This is a genomic window from Rhodoferax antarcticus ANT.BR (assembly GCF_001938565.1).
GTDB classification, from domain to species: Bacteria; Pseudomonadota; Gammaproteobacteria; order Burkholderiales; family Burkholderiaceae_C; genus Rhodoferax; species Rhodoferax antarcticus.
Window position 1 is genome coordinate 19875 of sequence record NZ_MSYM01000011.1, and the last position, 17725, is coordinate 37599.

Annotated in this window: 16 protein-coding genes and 1 tRNA gene; 14 read left to right on the forward strand and 3 right to left on the reverse strand. The window is 56.8% G+C overall.

Features of this window, described 5'->3' with window-relative positions; genetic code table 11:
- Positions 1 to 21: 21 nt before the first annotated feature.
- Genes BLL52_RS07065 through BLL52_RS07075 form a run of 3 tightly spaced genes read right to left on the reverse strand, consistent with a single transcriptional unit; the run spans position 22 to position 2056 of the window.
- Positions 22 to 543 carry a TPM domain-containing protein gene (locus tag BLL52_RS07065; protein WP_075586006.1) on the reverse strand — a complete coding sequence of 174 codons (522 nt, stop codon included), beginning with the start codon at positions 541 to 543 and terminating at the stop codon, positions 22 to 24.
- Positions 543 to 1469 (reverse strand): TPM domain-containing protein, encoded by a 927-nt coding sequence (locus BLL52_RS07070; protein WP_075586007.1) that lies wholly within the window; start codon positions 1467 to 1469, stop codon positions 543 to 545. Before BLL52_RS07070 ends, BLL52_RS07065 begins: the two co-directional genes overlap by 1 nt.
- Complete coding sequence (locus BLL52_RS07075; RefSeq protein ID WP_406681818.1) at positions 1466 to 2056, reverse strand: LemA family protein; 591 nt, start codon at positions 2054 to 2056, stop codon at positions 1466 to 1468. The genes BLL52_RS07070 and BLL52_RS07075 overlap by 4 nt, the downstream gene beginning before the upstream one ends.
- Before the next feature lie 158 nt (positions 2057 to 2214).
- On the opposite strand from BLL52_RS07075, the gene BLL52_RS07080 reads away from it, so the two are divergent.
- The 14 genes from BLL52_RS07080 to BLL52_RS07145 all read left to right on the forward strand — a co-directional run bounded on the left by BLL52_RS07080 (position 2215) and on the right by BLL52_RS07145 (position 17559).
- Positions 2215 to 2664, forward strand: a complete 450-nt coding sequence (locus tag BLL52_RS07080) for a YybH family protein (protein WP_075586258.1) — start codon at positions 2215 to 2217, stop codon at positions 2662 to 2664.
- Between the two features lie 38 nt (positions 2665 to 2702).
- Positions 2703 to 3689: a YheT family hydrolase gene (locus tag BLL52_RS07085; protein ID WP_075586008.1), complete on the forward strand. Its 987-nt coding sequence runs from the start codon at positions 2703 to 2705 to the stop codon at positions 3687 to 3689.
- Positions 3682 to 4221: a DUF2946 family protein gene (locus tag BLL52_RS07090; protein WP_075586009.1), complete on the forward strand. Its 540-nt coding sequence runs from the start codon at positions 3682 to 3684 to the stop codon at positions 4219 to 4221. Before BLL52_RS07085 ends, BLL52_RS07090 begins: the two co-directional genes overlap by 8 nt.
- A gap of 205 nt (positions 4222 to 4426) precedes the next feature.
- Positions 4427 to 4502, forward strand: a tRNA-Arg gene (locus tag BLL52_RS07095).
- Positions 4503 to 4677: 175 nt separating this feature from the next.
- Positions 4678 to 5106, forward strand: a complete 429-nt coding sequence (locus BLL52_RS21980; protein WP_083633837.1) for an Arm DNA-binding domain-containing protein — start codon at positions 4678 to 4680, stop codon at positions 5104 to 5106.
- Complete coding sequence (locus BLL52_RS07105) at positions 5078 to 5851, forward strand: hypothetical protein (protein WP_075586010.1); 774 nt, start codon at positions 5078 to 5080, stop codon at positions 5849 to 5851. Before BLL52_RS21980 ends, BLL52_RS07105 begins: the two co-directional genes overlap by 29 nt.
- A gap of 195 nt (positions 5852 to 6046) precedes the next feature.
- Entirely contained in the window at positions 6047 to 6652 is a 606-nt protein-coding gene (locus BLL52_RS07110) for a hypothetical protein (RefSeq protein WP_075586011.1), read from the forward strand.
- Between the two features lie 109 nt (positions 6653 to 6761).
- Positions 6762 to 8024, forward strand: a complete 1263-nt coding sequence (locus BLL52_RS07115) for a hypothetical protein (RefSeq protein ID WP_139313332.1) — start codon at positions 6762 to 6764, stop codon at positions 8022 to 8024.
- A gap of 40 nt (positions 8025 to 8064) precedes the next feature.
- A complete protein-coding gene (locus tag BLL52_RS07120; RefSeq protein ID WP_075586013.1) occupies positions 8065 to 10422 on the forward strand; it encodes a type I restriction-modification system subunit M in 2358 nt (785 codons plus the stop codon).
- Positions 10419 to 11465: a phosphoribosyltransferase-like protein gene (locus tag BLL52_RS07125; protein ID WP_139313333.1), complete on the forward strand. Its 1047-nt coding sequence runs from the start codon at positions 10419 to 10421 to the stop codon at positions 11463 to 11465. Before BLL52_RS07120 ends, BLL52_RS07125 begins: the two co-directional genes overlap by 4 nt.
- Positions 11462 to 13624 carry an NADAR domain-containing protein gene (locus tag BLL52_RS20735; RefSeq protein WP_075586015.1) on the forward strand — a complete coding sequence of 721 codons (2163 nt, stop codon included), beginning with the start codon at positions 11462 to 11464 and terminating at the stop codon, positions 13622 to 13624. The genes BLL52_RS07125 and BLL52_RS20735 overlap by 4 nt, the downstream gene beginning before the upstream one ends.
- Before the next feature lie 98 nt (positions 13625 to 13722).
- Positions 13723 to 13971, forward strand: a complete 249-nt coding sequence (locus BLL52_RS07135; protein WP_075586016.1) for a UPF0175 family protein — start codon at positions 13723 to 13725, stop codon at positions 13969 to 13971.
- On the forward strand, positions 13964 to 14458 hold the full coding sequence (locus tag BLL52_RS07140; RefSeq protein ID WP_075586017.1) for a PIN domain-containing protein: 495 nt from the start codon (positions 13964 to 13966) through the stop codon (positions 14456 to 14458). Before BLL52_RS07135 ends, BLL52_RS07140 begins: the two co-directional genes overlap by 8 nt.
- Positions 14459 to 14460: 2 nt before the next feature.
- On the forward strand, positions 14461 to 17559 hold the full coding sequence (locus BLL52_RS07145) for a type I restriction endonuclease subunit R (RefSeq protein WP_075586018.1): 3099 nt from the start codon (positions 14461 to 14463) through the stop codon (positions 17557 to 17559).
- Positions 17560 to 17725: the final 166 nt, after the last annotated feature.

Genomic DNA, 17725 nt, shown 5'->3' on the forward strand with positions numbered 1-17725 from the left:
TTCACGACGGATCAGCGATGTTCAGCGCACCAACGGCGAGTCCGGTAGTTCATTCGGGTTGTGCTCACCCGCTGCCAGCGGGAAATGGGCCATCAGTAAGCGAGTCACCTCGTCAATGGCCATGTGCAGGCCATTTTCAAATGCACCCCTACGAAAGGCGTCACGCATGGCCTGCAAAATGTGCTGCCAGGTGTCATGACTCACCAGGTTGTTCAGACCACGGTCGGCCACGATCTCGATCGCCTGCTCGGCCAACAGCACGTAAATGAGCACGCCGTTGTTGTTTTCGGTGTCCCAAACACCAAGCTTGCCGAATTGCGCCAGGGCGCGGCTGCGGACAATCTGCTCGAGGGCTTCATCACGCCACAGGTAACTGTTGGGCAGGCCACCCTCAATCAGAATGCGAATCTCGCCACTGTGGCGCGATTCACTAGACTGCACGCTGTGTGTCAGCTTCTGTAAAACCGGCGCCGCAATACTGGCGCGAACCAGGGCGTCGCCAGACCACCGGTGTCGTAGCAGACGGGTTAATTTTTTCATCATCACCAGCCTCCCGAGGCGCCACCGCCGCCAAAACCGCCGCCGCCACCCGAACTGAACCCGCCACCTCTGCCGCCGAATCCGCCCCTGGAACTGCCTCCAAACCCACCGCCACCGCCCAGACCACCGCCCAAGCCCCCAGGCCCACCGCCACGCCCGGGAGGCATATTGCCGGTGGCAAAGAGCAAGGCGACCACTACGGCACCCACGCCCACCAAACCACCAATGAGCAAGCTAGCGGTCATCCCAAAGGCGATCAAACCCGCCACAGCGCCTGTGGCCACAGACCCCAGACGCGCGCCAAAAATACTTTTAGCCACTGCGCCGATGACCGGTACGGCCACCAGCAGAAAAATCAGCAGATTGCCCAGATCCAGACCAAAAAGATTGCCAAACGGTCCATTAGCAGCTGCGCTTGCGGCAGGCGGCGAGGGCAAAGCCTCACCGCGAACCAGGCCCATCAGCCGGTTTAGCCCGCTGTCAATGCCGCCAGCGTAATCCCCCTCACGAAAACGTGGAGTGATCGCCTCATCAATCACGCGCTTGGCCGCCAGGTCAGGAATAGCCCCTTCCAAGGTTCTGGCCACCTCAATACGCACCCGCCGGTCTTGCACCGCAACCACCATCAGCACGCCGTCACCCACCGCTTTGCGGCCTATTTTCCAGCTGTCAGCCACACGGAAGGTGTAAGAAGCAATGTCTTCCGGCTGGGTGGTGCTGACCATCAGCACGACGATCTGGCTGCCTGATTCTTTTTCAAAGCCCGCCAGCTTGGTGTCCAACGCGCCGCGTGCCTTAGGTGCCAGTGTGCCGCTCAGGTCCATCACGCGCGCGGTTAGTGCGGGCACGGGCTGCTGGGCCTGTGCGACACCGGCCAGCAGCCACATGCCCAGCAGAACAGCTACTAGGCGGGAAGAAAAACGTGTCATTTTGTATTGAAGTCCACCATCGGTGGCGTCGAAATGGCCGCCTCATTCTGTACCGTGAAGCCCGCCTTGGGCTTGTAACCCAACACCATGGCGGTCAGGTTGCTGGGGAAACTGCGCGACAGCACGTTGTATTGCAGCACCGCTTGGATGTAACGGTTACGTGCCACAGTCACCCGGTTTTCGGTGCCTTCGAGTTGCACGCGCAGGTCTCGGAAGCCGTCATTGGCTCGGAGGTTGGGATACTGCTCTGCCACCACCATCAAGCGGCTCAAGGCAGAGCCAAGTTCGCCTTGCGCAGCCTGAAATTTCTGCAACGCGGCAGGATCGTTCAACGTTTCAGGCGTGACCTGAATCGAGGTGGCTTTGGCGCGTGCCTCAATCACTTTGGTCAGCGTGTCTTGCTCAAATGCCGCCTCACCTTTGACGGTGGCCACGATGTTTGGCACCAAATCGGCACGCCGCTGGTACTGGTTCAGCACCTCGCTCCAGGCGGACTTGGTCTGCTCGTCAAGGTTCTGAAAGTCGTTGTAGCCGCAACCGCTCAGCGCAAGCGCTGCCGAGATCACCAAAAACCAGCGTTTCATCATCGTCTCCTGACTGCAAAAAAAGTAACGGTAGCACACGCATGCCCCGCCACCCCAAGTTGACTAGGCAGAACTCAAGACAAAAAGATGCGTATATGGCGCCATCGGCCCGCCGCTGCAATCAAAGGCAAAATCAAACCCCACCCGAATACGCAGTTACCATGTCCAAAGCACCTCAAAAGCCGCCCTCCTTGGGCGGTTGCGTCGATGAAACACACGCCAATTTTTACGAAGCGTTGCAAACCGGCGATATCGAACGCCTGATGGCCTGCTGGGCGGATGAGGACGAAGTGATTTGCGTCCATCCAGGCAGCCCGCGGCTGGTGGGCCTGGGCGCCATCCGTGCGGCGTTTGACGCGGTCTTCAGCAGGGGCGGCGTGCGCGTTCAGGCGCAGGCCCTGCGGAAAATTGAGTCCATGACCAGCGCCGTGCACAGCGTGCGCGAACGCATTGACATCCTCACCGACGAAGGTTCAGTTGATGCGTATGCCATTGCAACCAACGTGTATTTCAAGACGGCGCAGGGCTGGCGCATGGTGGCACACCATGTCAGCGCGGGTGGTGCCAGCGAAGCTGATGACATTTCAGAGACTCCGCATGTTTTACACTAAATTGGCCTCTAGCCCAAATAGATAAAGCGTCAGCAGCTATGAACTACGTAGCGCCTTGGTGGTTGCCGGGCGGGCAATTGCAGACCATCTGGCCAGCCGTTCACGCCCGTCGCCAGCGCGCGGCATTGGGCGCTACGCCGCTGCCTTACCAACGCGAGCGCTGGCCAACCCCGGATGGCGATTTCATTGACCTAGATTGGCTGTACGCGCCGCAGGCGGGCACGTTACTGGTCATGTTTCACGGGCTGGAAGGGTCATCCCAAAGCCACTACGCACGGGCCTTTGCCGACCATGCCCGCCAGCAAGGCTTGTCCTTCGTGGTGCCGCACTTCCGGGGCTGTAGCGGCGAGATCAACCTGGCCCCGCGCGCCTACCATTCAGGCGACTACCTGGAAATTGACTGGATCTTGCAAAGTCTGCGCCAACGGCACAGCGGCGCGATATTGGTTGTGGGCGTCTCTCTGGGCGGCAACGCCTTGCTGCGCTGGGCTGAAGAGGCGGGCAGCCAGGCCTGCCACACCGTGGACGCGGTGGCGAGTATTTCCGCCCCAGTGGATCTGGCCGCCAGCGGCCAGGCCATCGGCCGTGGGTTGAATCGGCTGGTGTACACACGCATGTTTCTGGCCAGCATGAAACCCAAGGCGCGGCTCAAGCTGGCACAGCACCCAGGTTTGTTCAGTGCGCAGGCACTGCACGGCGCACGCGATCTTTATGCCTTTGACAATGTGTTCACCGCACCACTGCACGGATTCAAAAACACCGACGACTACTGGGCCAGAGCCTCTGCCAAGCCACATCTGGCGAGCATCCGGGTGCCAACCCTGGTAGTGAATGCGCTAAACGACCCGTTTGTGCCGGCGCACAGCCTGCCGCACGCCAGCCATGTGGGTCAAAATGTCACGCTGTGGCAGCCCCGCCACGGCGGGCATGTCGGTTTTGCCCAAGGCAGACCCCCCGGCCACCTGCGCACCCTGCCCGAGCGAGTGGTGGGCTGGCTGCAAACCCAAGGACCTTCGCATGGATGACATCGTCAAGCAAGCCATGGCCAAATGGCCCAACGTGCCCGATTGCTATGGCTGGCTGGGGTTGGACAACCGTGGCAACTGGTACATGCGCGACGACCGCGCCCAGACCTTGGGGGCGTTCGACAGCGGCCAGCCCGGTGCCAAAGGCTCGCTGCTGCAGCACGACAAGCTGATTGACTTCATTGGCCGCAACTACAGCGCAGATGTGCTGGGGCGCTGGTTTTTTCAGAACGGGCCGCAGCGTGTGTATGTAGAACTGCAAGCCGCACCGTTGGTCTGGCGTGTGCAGGCAGACCACTCGGTCAAAGACCACATCGGTCGCAGCGCGCAGATACAAAGCTGCTGGCTCGATGAATTGGGTCACCTATTTTTGGCGGCCGACACCGGCTTAGGGTTGGTGCACACTCAGGACATGTCGCTTGCAGCGGATGCGGTTGTGCAGGGCCTGTGGCTGCCCCAAGACGTGTCTAGCCAGGATTTGCCGGGAGAATTTGGTTTTGTTAAAAGCCCTTATTTACTACAACTAAAATAGCTACTAGCGCTTTAGCCATAAGGGCTAGAGGCATAAAAGACCATTAGTCTACAAGCCATTAAAGCGGTCAAACACAACACTGGTATAGCAAGAGCGAGCTCTGGTTGATCTGGCAGCCAACCGTCACTATTGATCGACGCCTTCGGCTGCGCACAAGGTTTGTGATGTTCTGAAACCACCTACAATTCGATGTTCGGTTCAAGATGCGGCTGTAGCTCAGTGGATAGAGTATTGGCCTCCGAAGCCAAGGGTCGTGGGTTCGATCCCCGCCAGCCGCACCAAACCACCATTTCAGATGGTCTAAAGACCTCTCAAAACCCGCTACTCTCATAGGTAAGCGGGTTTTTTATTGCCTCATGCGGTCTCACGGGCTAAAAAGACATTCCGCCACTAAAGCGGTATTTATGGCGGTATCTCCAAGTACCGCCAAGTCACATACCGCCAAAAGGGGAAAGCGTGGCTCTAACTGACACCTTCGTGAAGAACGTCAAACACACCGGGGCACCTGCTGGGGACAAGCACACTGACGGCGCCGGCATGTACTTGCTGGTGAATTCAGGTGGCAAATACTGGCGCATCAATTACCGCTTTGCTGACAAGCGCAAGACGCTGGCGCTGGGCGTGTACCCAGATGTTGGCCTTGCTGATGAGATTAACGCGAAATTGGTCGCCTACGGATCAAAGAAAATCAAGGATGCATCGAATCGCGGCAAAGCTGCTGCAAATGCGTTGCATGACAAGCCGAATCGGGGACGAGTTAAACGCGCAGCCAACTGCCTGCCGATCTGGTGGTGCCGCTCCAGCGCTGCAACGGATTCACGGCGTACATCTCACCAATACCAAAAAGGAAGTAACGATGAACACGATTGCCACCGCCAAAACTGACGGAACCAACAAAATGACCGACCCGCAAACACAACCCTATGAAGTCGTCCGCTTCAACGCCCTCAAGCACGGCATTCTGAGCCGCTATACCGTGCTCAGCCACGAGAGCCATGCGGACTATGAAAGCCTGGTCAATTCACTGATGGCCGAACACCTGCCCGCTGGTGCCACCGAGCAGCATTTGATTGAGGAACTGGCCAGCGTGATCTGGCGCAAGCGCCGGGTACTGCAAGCCGAAGGTGCCACCATCAATAAGGGCTTGAAGGAATCCGCTCGCAGTGCCAAGACCGTCATTCCGGCGGCGGCACCGTTCGAGATGGGGCTATCTGGCGAGAACACCGACATACGCGATCTGATGGACTTGAAACCGGAAGATGTGACCGAAAGCCATCAAAGCGCAAAACATGACATTGCTGTCACCGACAAAGCCAGCGCCATCCTGCGCAAAGGCGGCGACCGTGCTTATGAAAAGGCCCTGCGTGCCCTGCTGCCCGACATCTGCGAGTGGTGGCAAAACTATGTGGATGACGAGGAATACACCGCCGATGCCACGGGGTTGGCGGCGTTCATCACCGAACACATCACGCCCTTTGTCTATCAGCAAGAAAAAGAAGCCCGCCACCACGACGCCATCGTGAATCAAACCATTGGCGAAGGGCTTCAAGCCTACAAGCTGGAGAAGCTTTCCCGTTACGAAACACACCTGGACCGCAAATTTGAGCGCACTTTGGCCATGTTGATCTAGCTGAAAGACCTTCGAGCCGCCAAAACTGCTTGAATAGGCGTCAAAAGCCAATTGAAATCGGCAACTTTTCAGGCATGGCGAAAAGACCATGAAACCCAGCATCCATGCGGGTTAGCGGGTGATTCAAGCGGTAGACGGTGACAAGACCATGCCGAATTTGCCAAATGATTTCGGTAAAAAACAAGGAGAGCAAAAATGGGCGGACGTGGAAGCGGCAGGCAGGCCACCAATTGCGGCAAGGACGTGACCGAAGAATCAACCCCGCTGGACATTCGCAAGCTGGCCCGATCTGGCTTACTGTTGCCCGGTCGCAGTTTCAGTTGGCAGTGGACGGTGGGTGACCGTCAAGTCTCCGGCATCACAATCCGCGTTGCGGTGCAGTCCGTTCAACTCTGTTACCAGCGGCGCAGCAGTGGTGAGTCCATTGATCAGTTGGTACACCTGCAAAGCACTCCATGCCAGTTTGGCGGGGCACGGCAATGGTTTACCTGTCCGACATGTGGCAAGCGAGTGGCAGTGCTGTACGCGAGGGGCAAATACTTCACTTGCCGAACTTGCTGTAGCCTGGGCTATGCGAGCCAGAAGGAAGGTTTGGGTGACCGCTCCAGCCGTCAAGCAAACAAAATTCAAAAACGATTGGGGCGGGCAGCCGGGATTCTGCACGACGAAGGCGGCAAGCCCAAGGGGATGCATTGGCCCAGATACTTGCGGTTCAAGGCGGAGCATGACCGGCTGGTGCAGATCGGCTTGCAAGACATGGGGCGCAAGTTGGGGTTGATTCAAAAATTGCTGGATCAGTAAATCTGTTTCGCAAAATACAGTTTGAACCCGCCAGAGCAAAAGCCAGAACTAACGAGAACCGTCTGTAAACTGTAGGCATAACAATCAATACGACGGGGAGACGGTGTCGATGAGTGTATTTACTTCAATTCAAGACAGTGATTTGGTGCGCAGCATCGCCAAGGCCACGACGCGGCTCGTCTATATGGCACCGGGTGTTTCAAAAGCCATCGCAGGCGCAATCAAAATCCAGCTCCAAGGGCAACGACTCATCCAAATAGCGATCGTGATCGACGGTGACGAGGAATGTTGCAGGCTGGGCTATTGCGATGCAGAGGCGTTGGCTGACTTGAACACCGCCGCCCAAGAGCACGATATTGCCTTGCGCCGACATGCCGGTTTGCGGCTTGGTCTTTTGATGGCAGATGACGACGTGCTAATTTGGACCCCCACCCCATTGATGTTTGAGGCCCCGCGCGGCGAGTCGGAGCCCAACGGCTTGATATTGACCCCGCAGACATTAAAAGAGTTGCCGCAGGCTCTGGGCGTTGACCCTCAGAGTCCGCCCGCGCAAATTGAAGTCGGTAAGGTACTGGTGGCGAAGGAAGAACTTGCCAAGGTGGTGGACGCCATCAAGGCCGCACCCCCAGCGCCATTTGACCTGTCCCGCCTGTCGCGCGTTTTTTCTGCCCGGTTCCAGTTCATTGAAACCGTGCTGCGCGGTGCCGAGTTGACCAAGCGTGAACTGCGCCTCGATAGCCTCATCGTCAACTCCGACGCGCCAGAAGAACTGCGCCCGCTCTTGCAAACCACAATCCAGCCCTTCAATACGGATGCCGACAAAACGGTCGATGTGCCGGTCTTGATCAACGGTGAGCAGGCGTACCGGCAAAACGGCGAGAAGATGACCAAGCCCACCACGCAGGCCGAGATCCATGCGTACTGGAATGAGCTGACTCAGAAGTACGTCATCAACCTGCCCGGCTTTGGCAAACTTATCCGCCACACCGACAAGACCAAGTTCGAGGCTGGTAAGGCCGATTTTGAGGTTGTGCTGACAGAGTGGGTCAATGGATTCCGCGAGGTGGTCAAGGGTGACCACGAAACGCGCGTCAGTCGTGTGGTGGACTTGATTGTTCAACGCATGGCCAACGAGCCAGAAAAGAAGCGCCTCAATCGTGAGGCCATACAAACATTGGTACGCAAGGGGCTAGACAACCTGCGTGTGATAGATCCCAGCGTGAAAGTGGTCTACAAAAACATCACCGTCGAGTCAACCCGCGACAAAGAGTTTTTGGAGGTGCTGCGCAAAGCAGTGCCAGCCAGGGAACTCGCCAACTGGTTCCAGATTTTTGACGCGGCAGCGGTAGTCCCGCTCGGTCAGCGCAAGTAGACAACCCCATCAATCAAAAACCCAAAAAGTGAAATAGCCAGTGGATCCGTCAACCATTAACAAAATCGTCTCATTCATCTGGGGCATTGCAGACGATGTGCTGCGCGACCTGTTCAAGCGCGGCAAATACCCCGATGTCATCCTGCCCATGTTCGTCATCCGGCGCATGGACTCGGTGCTCGAATCCACCAAAAAAGCGGTGCTGGAGACCAAGACCTTGCTGGACGGCGCAGGCATCACCGAGCAACGCGCCGCCCTGTGCGACGCGGCTGGACAGGCCTTCTACAACACATCTCGCTTTACCCTGCGCGACCTGCAATCACGCGGCAGCCTGCAGCAGTTGCTCGCCGACTTTGAAGACTACCTCAACGGCTTTTCGCCCAACGTGCTGGACATCATCGAGAACTTCAAGTTCCGCAACCAGCTCTCTACCTTGTCCAAAGCGAATGCGCTGGGCACGTTGATCAACAAGTTCCTCGACCCCGACATTGACTTGTCGCCAGCGGGCATCGACAACCATTCCATGGGTACGGTGTTTGAAGAATTGGTGCGCAAGTTCAACGAAGAAAACAACGAAGAAGCCGGTGAACACTGGACCCCGCGCGACGCCGTGCGGCTGATGGCCAATTTGGTGTTTTTGCCCATCGAAACCCAACTCAAATCGGGCAGCTACCTGCTGTTTGACGACGCCTGCGGCACTGGCGGCATGTTGACCGTGGCCGAAGAGACGCTGGACGCTATTGCCGCCAAACGTGGCCTGCAAATCAAGAGCCACCTCTACGGGCAAGAGATCAACCCCGAAACCTACGCCATTTGCAAGGCCGACATGCTGCTCAAAGGCGAAGGCGAAAACGCTAGCAATATCGTGGGCGGTGCAGAGTGGTCCACCCTGTCCAACGATGCGTTCCCGGCCAAAGAGTTCGACTTCATGCTGGCCAATCCGCCATATGGAAAGAGCTGGAAGAAAGACCTGGAGGCCATGGGTGGAAAAGAAGGCATGCGCGACCCCCGCTTCAAAGTCACGCACCAGGGCGAAGAGTTGTCGCTGGTCACCCGCTCCAGCGACGGCCAGATGCTGTTCTTGGTCAACATGGCGTCCAAGATGAACCACAAGTCGGCCCTGGGCAGCCGCATTGCCGAGGTTCACAACGGCAGCTCGCTATTCACCGGCGATGCCGGCCAGGGCGAAAGCAATATCCGCCGCTGGATCATTGAAAACGACTGGCTGGAGGCCATCGTCGCGCTGCCGCTCAATCTGTTCTACAACACCGGCATTGCCACCTACATCTGGGTGCTGTCCAACCGCAAGGCCGCGCACCGCAAGGGCCAAGTGCAGTTGATTGACGCGAGCCAGTGGTTCAAGCCCCTGCGTAAGAACCTGGGCAAGAAAAACTGCGAACTCAGTGCCGACGACATTGCGCGCATTACCCAAACCTTCCTGGGTTTCGAGGAGTCGCCCGCGTCCAAACTGTTCCCCAACGCTGCCTTCGGCTATTGGAAGGTGGTCGTGGAGCGCCCGCTGCGCTTGCAAAGCCAGTTGGCAACCCATTTGATCGACGGCCTGCGCTTCGCCAGTGGCCATGAAGACCTGCGCCGCGTGTTGCTCGTTGAGTTGGGTGAGGCCCTGTTCACCGATTTCTATAAAGTCGAAAAGGCTTTGGAGAAGCGCCTAGCCGAATGGGGCAATGACGATGCCGAAGACGACAGCGACGATGAAGGCGAGGACGGCGACAGCGAAGGCATCGGTGGTACGGACAAAGCTAAAAAGGGCCTGCCCGAGAAAACCAAGCGCAAGCTGCTGGACTCTGCCACCTGGGCGCGTGATGCGCGGCTGTACCAAGTGGCCAACGAATTGCGCCAAGCCTTGGGCGGCAACCTTTTTGAAGACTACAACGACTTCCGGGAACTGGTGGCTGCCCACCTTAAACAAACCCAGACCAAGTTATCGGCCCCCGACCTCAAAATCATCCTGAAAGCCGTGAGCTGGCGGGTTGAGTCCGCTCCACCCGTGCGTGCCAAGGTGCACAAGCCCAGCAAGGCCACAAGCAAAACGAATTCCAAGGCAGACCCGATGCACGGCCTGTACGACGCGGTGGTGGACGGTAAACCGGTGCTGGTGGAATACGAGCCCGACCCCGACCTGCGCGACACCGAGCAAGTGCCGCTGCTGGAAGACGGCGGCATTGCCGCCTTCATCCAGCGCGAAGTGCTGCCTTACACGCCCGATGCGTGGGTCAAAGCGGATGCCACCAAGATCGGTTATGAGGTCAGCTTCACCCGCTACTTCTATCGCCCGCCAAAGCTGCGCACTTTGCAAGAAATCAGCGCGGATATTCTTGCACTGGAGCAGGAGACCGAAGGCTTATTAAAAGAAATTATAGGGAGCAAAAAATCATGAAATCTAGAGCAGAACTTCTTCAATCAATAGCAACGACCATCCAAGACTACCGAGCTGGTGAGATTCCTAAATCTACCCCCGGTCATGTTGATAGGTGGATTAAGCAATTCGACACGGATGTGCAACTCCCGCTATTGGCTGAACTCGACTATGCCTTTGACAAAACTTACTTTTCGAAGAACGAGGTCGCCAATTTCTTTGCAAGTCAAGTTAAACATAAAGAAATTGCTGGTGACAATCCTTGTGACTTTTGGCGGCGTGCCAATTTTTTGGACATCCAGGAACATGGTCAGAGCCAAGGCGAAATTCTTGCCTTGTTTAACGATGCACTAATTGCACATTGCGGCATCCTAGTTAGTGACTGTGGTAGCGACGGGGGGCCTTTTTTCTATTTGGACGATGTCTTGTTTAGCGGCGGGCGTGTTGGTGCAGACTTAAAGGCTTGGATTCAGAATAGCGCTCCTGTAAATGCAACGGTTCATATTCTTGTCATAGGCACCCACCAGTTGGGTGAATGGCAGAGCATTAAGGGCCTGAAGGCTGCTGCGGAACAAGCGGGAAAGTCCATCAAATTTACTTGTTGGGCCGCTATTCGCTTTGAAAACAGAAAAGCCTACAAAAACAAATCCGAGGTTCTTTGGCCTGCTGCGGTGCCCAACAATGCGGCAGTCGGCGCATACATGGCACTAGAGACGAAGTTTCCTTTTGAGCCGCGCCAAGCTGGCGGCGTTTTGGAAAACCCGGTCTTCTCTGGCGAGGCAGGTAGGCAATTGTTGGAGCGCGAGTTGCTTCTTGCGGGTGTCAAAATTCGTGCGGGTTGCCAAGACCCCAAGAGGTCCATGCGACCGTTGGGTTTCAGTGCCTTTGGTCTCGGCTTTGGCTCAACCATCGTCACTTACCGCAACTGCCCCAACAACTGTCCCTTGGCCCTGTGGTGGGGCGACGCCACTGCAACATCTGGGGCTATGCACTGGTACCCGCTTCTGCCACGAAAAACGTATGCCCAATCAGATGGGCATGCGGATTTTGATTTTGAACTATGAGTGGCGACAAAGACCTGCGCACTTACGTGCGCGCCGATTGCGCAGTCTTTCGCAAGACAGCGGAGGAGTTCGGCGGCTTGTCGAACATGGCGCCGGGCTTTCCTGTGCGCGTCAACGGCGTGCGCATATTGACTGTGGAGGCGCTGTACCAGGCATGCCGTTTTCCTCACAGACCCGAAGTGCAGCGCAAGATCATTGAACAAACCAGCCCTATGACAGCCAAGATGGTGGGTAAGCCCTACAGAGGTGATTCGCGTGGCGACTGGGATCGCACGCGGGTGAAGATCATGCGCTGGGTGTTGCGGCTCAAGCTTGCAATGCACTGGCCCAAGTTCAGCGAACTGTTGCTTTCCACCGGTGGCCGTCCGATTGTGGAAGACTCGCGTAGGGATAATTTCTGGGGCGCTATTCCAGTCAGCGATTCAAGTCTGGTCGGCATGAATGTACTGGGTCGTTTGCTCATGGAGCTAAGAGAGGAAATTAAAAAAGGTGCAGAGTTACGGCGCGTTGTACCGCCCTCAATCTCGGATTTTCTTTTGTTAGGTGAAACTATGGGGATTGTTGATTTTCAAAAAAATATAGATAAATCCTTTCCCGTGGAGGTCCCAACTGTCGCTTCATCAGTTGAAAGTACTACGCTCCCACTTTTTGAAGAGGGTGCGTTTGAACCTCCTGCTTTTCAGATATCACCCCCCACGCACGCCGGGCCAGTCGAAAGTCAAGGCTCTGTTTTGCAAGGACTCCAACCATATCCACATTACAAAGACGTGGGCCTTCCATGGCCCGGTAAAGCACCTGCCCACTGGGTAGCGCGGCGTACCAAATATATTGTGCAGGAGGTCAACGCCCGTTCGACCACCGGAGACGAGCAACTGCTGCGCGTGTCCCAATTCACAGGGGTTACGCAGCGCCTCCGCATTGATGGTCAAGATGCACAGGACACCCGAGCCGCTTCATTGGTTGGGTACAAGCGGGTTCAACCCGATGAGCTGGTCATCAACATTATGCTTGCATGGAACGGCAGTATGGGGGTGTCGCACTTTGCTGGAATTGCAAGTCCTGCATATTGTGTATACCGATTCAAACCGGATGCACACCCTTGGTATTTTCACCACCTATTTCGCTCACCTGCCTATAAAGCACGAATCAAGGCAATGTCTACTGGAGTGGTAGAAAGTCGTCTTCGTCTGTATTCGGACGATCTTTTTCGCATCGAGGCTTTGCTGCCACCGCCCGACGAACAAGCCGCCATCGTCAAGTTCCTGGACTGGGCCAACGCCCGGCTGGAGCGCACTATTCGCGCCAAGCGCCGGGTAATTGCGCTGCTCACCGAGCAAAAGCAGGCCATCATCCACCGCGCCGTCACGCGTGGCCTGGACCCCAGCGTGCCGCTCAAGCCGTCCGGCATTGCGTGGCTGGGGGATATTCCGGCGCATTGGGAGGTGCGGCCGCTCAAGGCGGTTTGCAAAATTCAATCCGGCACCACTCTTGGCAAGGATTACGGAGCGCAGCAGACCTACGAATTCCCCTATTTGCGGGTCGCCAATGTACAAGCTGGGTACGTCAAACTTTCTGTGGTCAAGAAGGTCGCTGTATCTATGTCCGAGGCGCAGCGACGCACCCTCGAAAATGGGGATGTTCTGATGACCGAGGGCGGGGATTTGGATAAGCTGGGACGGGGTTGTGTTTGGGAGGCACAAATATCACCATGCCTGCATCAAAACCATGTATTTGCAGTCCGACCGGATAAATCAAAGCTTGACCCTCAGTTCCTTTCAGCGCTAATGGGAACGCCGTATGCCCGAGCATATTTCCAGATGACGGCGAAGCAAACTACCAATTTGGCTGCTACGAACAAGACCAAGATTGGCCAGCTCAGCGTGCTGTTGCCATCGGTCGTGCAGCAGCGGGAAATTCTCGTAGCACTAGGTAGAGAGACAAAGCCGGTGGACACTGCCATCTCCCGCCTCAACCGCGAAATCGACCTCCTGTGCGAATACCGCACTCGCCTGGTCGCAGACATTGTGACTGGCAAACTCGACGTGCGCGAGGCCGCTGCCCATTTGCCGCAGGACGATGTGCAAGCCGCCCTGGAGCCAGACGCATTGGACCCGGACGAAGCCACCGACGCCGACGCCGATGCGGAGCTTGAGGAATGAGAACGCCCCCGCTTCTTTTTCGCGAATAAGATGTATCCACCGAGCAATTTGACCGCAATTTGACCGCAATTTTCTCCCCATTGACTAAAGGCCCCGCCATGCAAATCATCGTTGATGTACCCAACAATTATCTGGATGTGCTGCACCGTGCGCCCGAGGATTTTGCACAAGAAGCCAAGTTGGCCATGGCAGCCAAGTTGTTTGAAATGAAGCGCCTGTCCTCTGGCATGGCTGCCAGCTTGATCGGCATGGACCGCGTTACTTTCCTGGCGCAACTGCACCGCTTTGGCGTGCCGATGATCGACCTGACCGAAGACGAGCTGGCGCAGGACATTGAGAATGCGTGAACGCAGCGCGGTGCTGGTGTCCAACACCACGCCACTAATTGCATTGGTTGCAGCAACCGGCAGCTTGGATGTGTTGAAGGCGCTGTATGCGCGTGTTGTCGTGCCGCTGGAAGTGGCCACCGAGATACGTGCTGGCGGCAAGCATTCTTTTGGCGTGGATGTTTTCGAGGCGGCCGATTGGCTGGACATTCAGGCCCAGGCGGTGGTGCTACAGCCTTATTTGCGCAATTCACTCGATCTGGGTGAGGCCTCTGTCATCCAAACCGCCATGAACTTAGGCGCACCGTTGGTCTGCATTGACGAGACCTTGGGCAGGCGCGTTGCCCGCCTGTGTGGGCTGGAGCTGACGGGCGCCATTGGCGTGTTGATCAAGGCCCAGCGCTTGGGTTTTCCGTTCTCCATGCCCGACGCTGTGCAGCGCATGCGTGAGCAGGGTATCTGGTTGAGCGACAAGGTGGTTCAGTTTGCATTGGCGCAAGGGCATTGAAGATGGCAACCGACACATCAGAAAAAGGTCTTGAGACCCTGATCGTGCGTCACATGACCGGCACCGATGGCTTGCCGCCTGTGGCACCCGTGGGTACCGGCACTGGCCCCACTACCGATGTGGCGGCGCGCCCGAACACTGCACTGGGCGGCACCGGCTACTTGGCGGGCAGCCCCAAAGACTATGACCGCGCGCAGGCGCTGGATGTGTACCAGCTCTTTGCCTTTTTGAAGGCAACCCAGCCTGATGCCTTCAAAAAGTTAGTCATCTTGAATGAGCACGATGCCCGCGACATCAACCAACTTAAGTTCTTGACCCGCTTGTCCAGCGAGATTGGCAAGCGTGGCGTGATTGATGTTTTACGCAAAGGCATAGAGCACCACCCAGCGGGGCATTTCGACTTGTTTTACGGCACGCCCTCAGAGGGCAATGCCAAGGCGCAAGCGCTGCACGCACTAAACCGCTTTGTGGTGACGCGCCAGTTTGCCTACAGCTTGGATGTGGCTCGGCGCGCGCTGGACTTGGGCCTCTTTATCAACGGCCTGCCCATTGCCACCTTTGAGTTGAAAAATAGCCTGACGAAGCAAAACGTGGAAGACGCGGTAGAGCAATACAAGCGCGACCGCGATCCGCGCGAAAAGCTGTTTGAGTTTGGCCGCTGCGTGGTGCACCTGGCCGTGGACGACAGCGAGGTGCGCATGTGCACCCAGCTCGCGGGCAAGGCGTCGTGGTTCTTACCATTGAACAAAGGCTTTAACGACGGTGCGGGCAACCCGCCCAACCCCATGGGGCTCAAGACCGATTACCTTTGGAGAGAGCTGCTGACGCCCGCTGGCCTGACCGATATTCTGGAAAACTATGCCCAGATTGTTGAAGCCAAAAACCCCAAGACCGGCAAAGTCAAACGCAGCCAGTTGTTCCCGCGTTACCACCAGTTGGCGGTGGTGCGGCAGTCGCTGGCCGATGTACGTGCGAACGGCGTTGGCCGCAGGTATTTGATTCAACACTCAGCGGGCAGTGGCAAGTCCAACTCCATCGCCTGGCTGGCGCACCAGCTCATCGGCGTGCGGCGCGAAGGCAAAGCCGTTTTTGACTCGGTGATTGTGGTGACCGACCGGCGGATTCTGGATGATCAGATTCAGAAGACGATCAAGCAGTTCATGCAGGTGGGCTCTACCGTGGGTGCCGTGACCGGGGATACAGCTTCCAAGACGGCGCAATTAAGCGCATTCATTGCCGAAGGCAAGAAGATCATCATCACCACGATTCAGACTTTTCCGTATGCACTGAAAGTGATTGGCGACGAGCACCGGGGGCGGCACTTCGCCATCATCATTGACGAAGCGCACTCCAGCCAGAGCGGCAAGACCGCAGCGTCGATGAGCGCCACGCTGAGTGAAGTGGATGAGGTGGACGAGTACAAAGACCCGGAAACCGACCCCGAGGACATCATCAACGAGGCGCTGGAAAAGCGCATTGCTGCACGCCAGATGATGACCAACGCCAGCTACTTTGCCTTCACCGCCACCCCCAAGAACAAGACCCTGGAGATGTTTGGCGAGCCGCTACCGCCCGATGCCGAAGGCCGGGTGAAGCACAAGCCGTTTCACGCCTACACCATGAAGCAGGCGGTGAAGGAGCACTTCATTCTGGATGTGCTGGAGAAATACACGCCGGTGGCCAGCTACTTTGGCCTGGTCAAAAAAGTGGAAGACGACCCACTGTTTGACAAAAAAAAGGCCAGCAAGAAGCTGCGCAAGTACGTGGAAAGCCACGACCACGCCATCCGGCTCAAGGCCGAAATCATGGTGGACCACTTCCATGCCCAGGTGCTGGCCCCCGGAAAGATTGGTGGCAAGGCCCGGGCCATGGTGGTGTGCAGCGGTATTGAACGGGCCATTCAGTATTTCAAGGCGTTCCAAACGTATCTGGTAGAGCGCAAAAGCCCGTACCTGCCAATAGTGGCGTTTTCAGGTGAGCACGAATACGGCGGAGTGAAGGTCAGCGAGTCGTCGCTGAACGGGTTTGCCAGCAAAGACATTGCCGACAAGATTCAAGATGACCCCTACCGCTTCTTGATTTGCGCCGACAAGTTTCAGACCGGCTATGACGAGCCGCTGTTGCACACCATGTACGTGGACAAGGCGCTCTCGGGCATCAAGGCGGTGCAGACGCTGTCGCGGCTGAACCGGTCGCACCCGCAAAAGAGGGATTGCTTTGTGCTGGACTTTCAAAACGAGATTGAAGGCATCAAGCTCTCGTTCCAAGACTACTACCGCACCACCATGTTGGCAGAGGAAACTGACCCCAACAAGCTGAACGACCTTAAAAAGGCTTTGGATGATGCACAGGTGTACTCGCCCGAGCAGGTAGACGCTTTTGTGAAGCTTTTTCTGGAAGGCGTAGAGCGTGATCAGTTCGACCCGATTCTCGATGTTTGCAAAGAGGTTTACAAAAGCACGCTGGATGAAGACCAGCAAGTGCAGTTCAAAGGTGGGGCCAAGGCGTTTTGCCGAACCTACGACTTTCTGGCGTCCATCACCACCAGCCACAACGTGGGCTGGGAAAAGTTGTCGATCTTCTTGAATCTGTTGGTTGCCAAGTTACCGTCCCCCAAGGAGAATGACCTGGCCAAAGGCATCATCGACGCGATCGACATGAGCAGCTACCGCGCCGATAAGCAGGCGATGATGAAGATTGCGCTGGCCGATGCCGATGCAGAAATTGACCCCGCTCAAGAAGGCACAGGACGCCGCCCACAACCGGAGTTGGACCGGCTGAGCAACATCCTCAAGACGTTCAACGACAACTTTGGCACACTGTTCACCGATGCAGACCGCGTTGCCAAGCGCATCCGCGAAGACATTGCCCCTAAGGTAGCTGCCGACGCGGCCTACCAGAACGCCAAAGAAAACACCCCCCACACGGCCCGCATGGCCCATGACCAAGCACTGGGCCGGGAAATGCAAATCTTGCTGCGCGACGACACGCAGATCTATAAACAGTTTGTCGAGAACGAGTCGTTCAAGCGGTTTGTGGGGGACATGGTGTTTGCGATGACGAGCCAGCCGCAGCGGCCGGATGCGCGGCCGGGTGTTTAATTGTGCCGAGGCGCGATGCTACGAATAGTCTGGGGTGAATTTCTATGACCCGAGTTTCAGGCACCAATATCATCAAGGCTCCCTGCTGCGGGGCTTTGATGAGTACGCCCGCGTATTCATCCATCAATTTTTCAGCGTGGGAGTATTGGACTGATGGGTACGACCA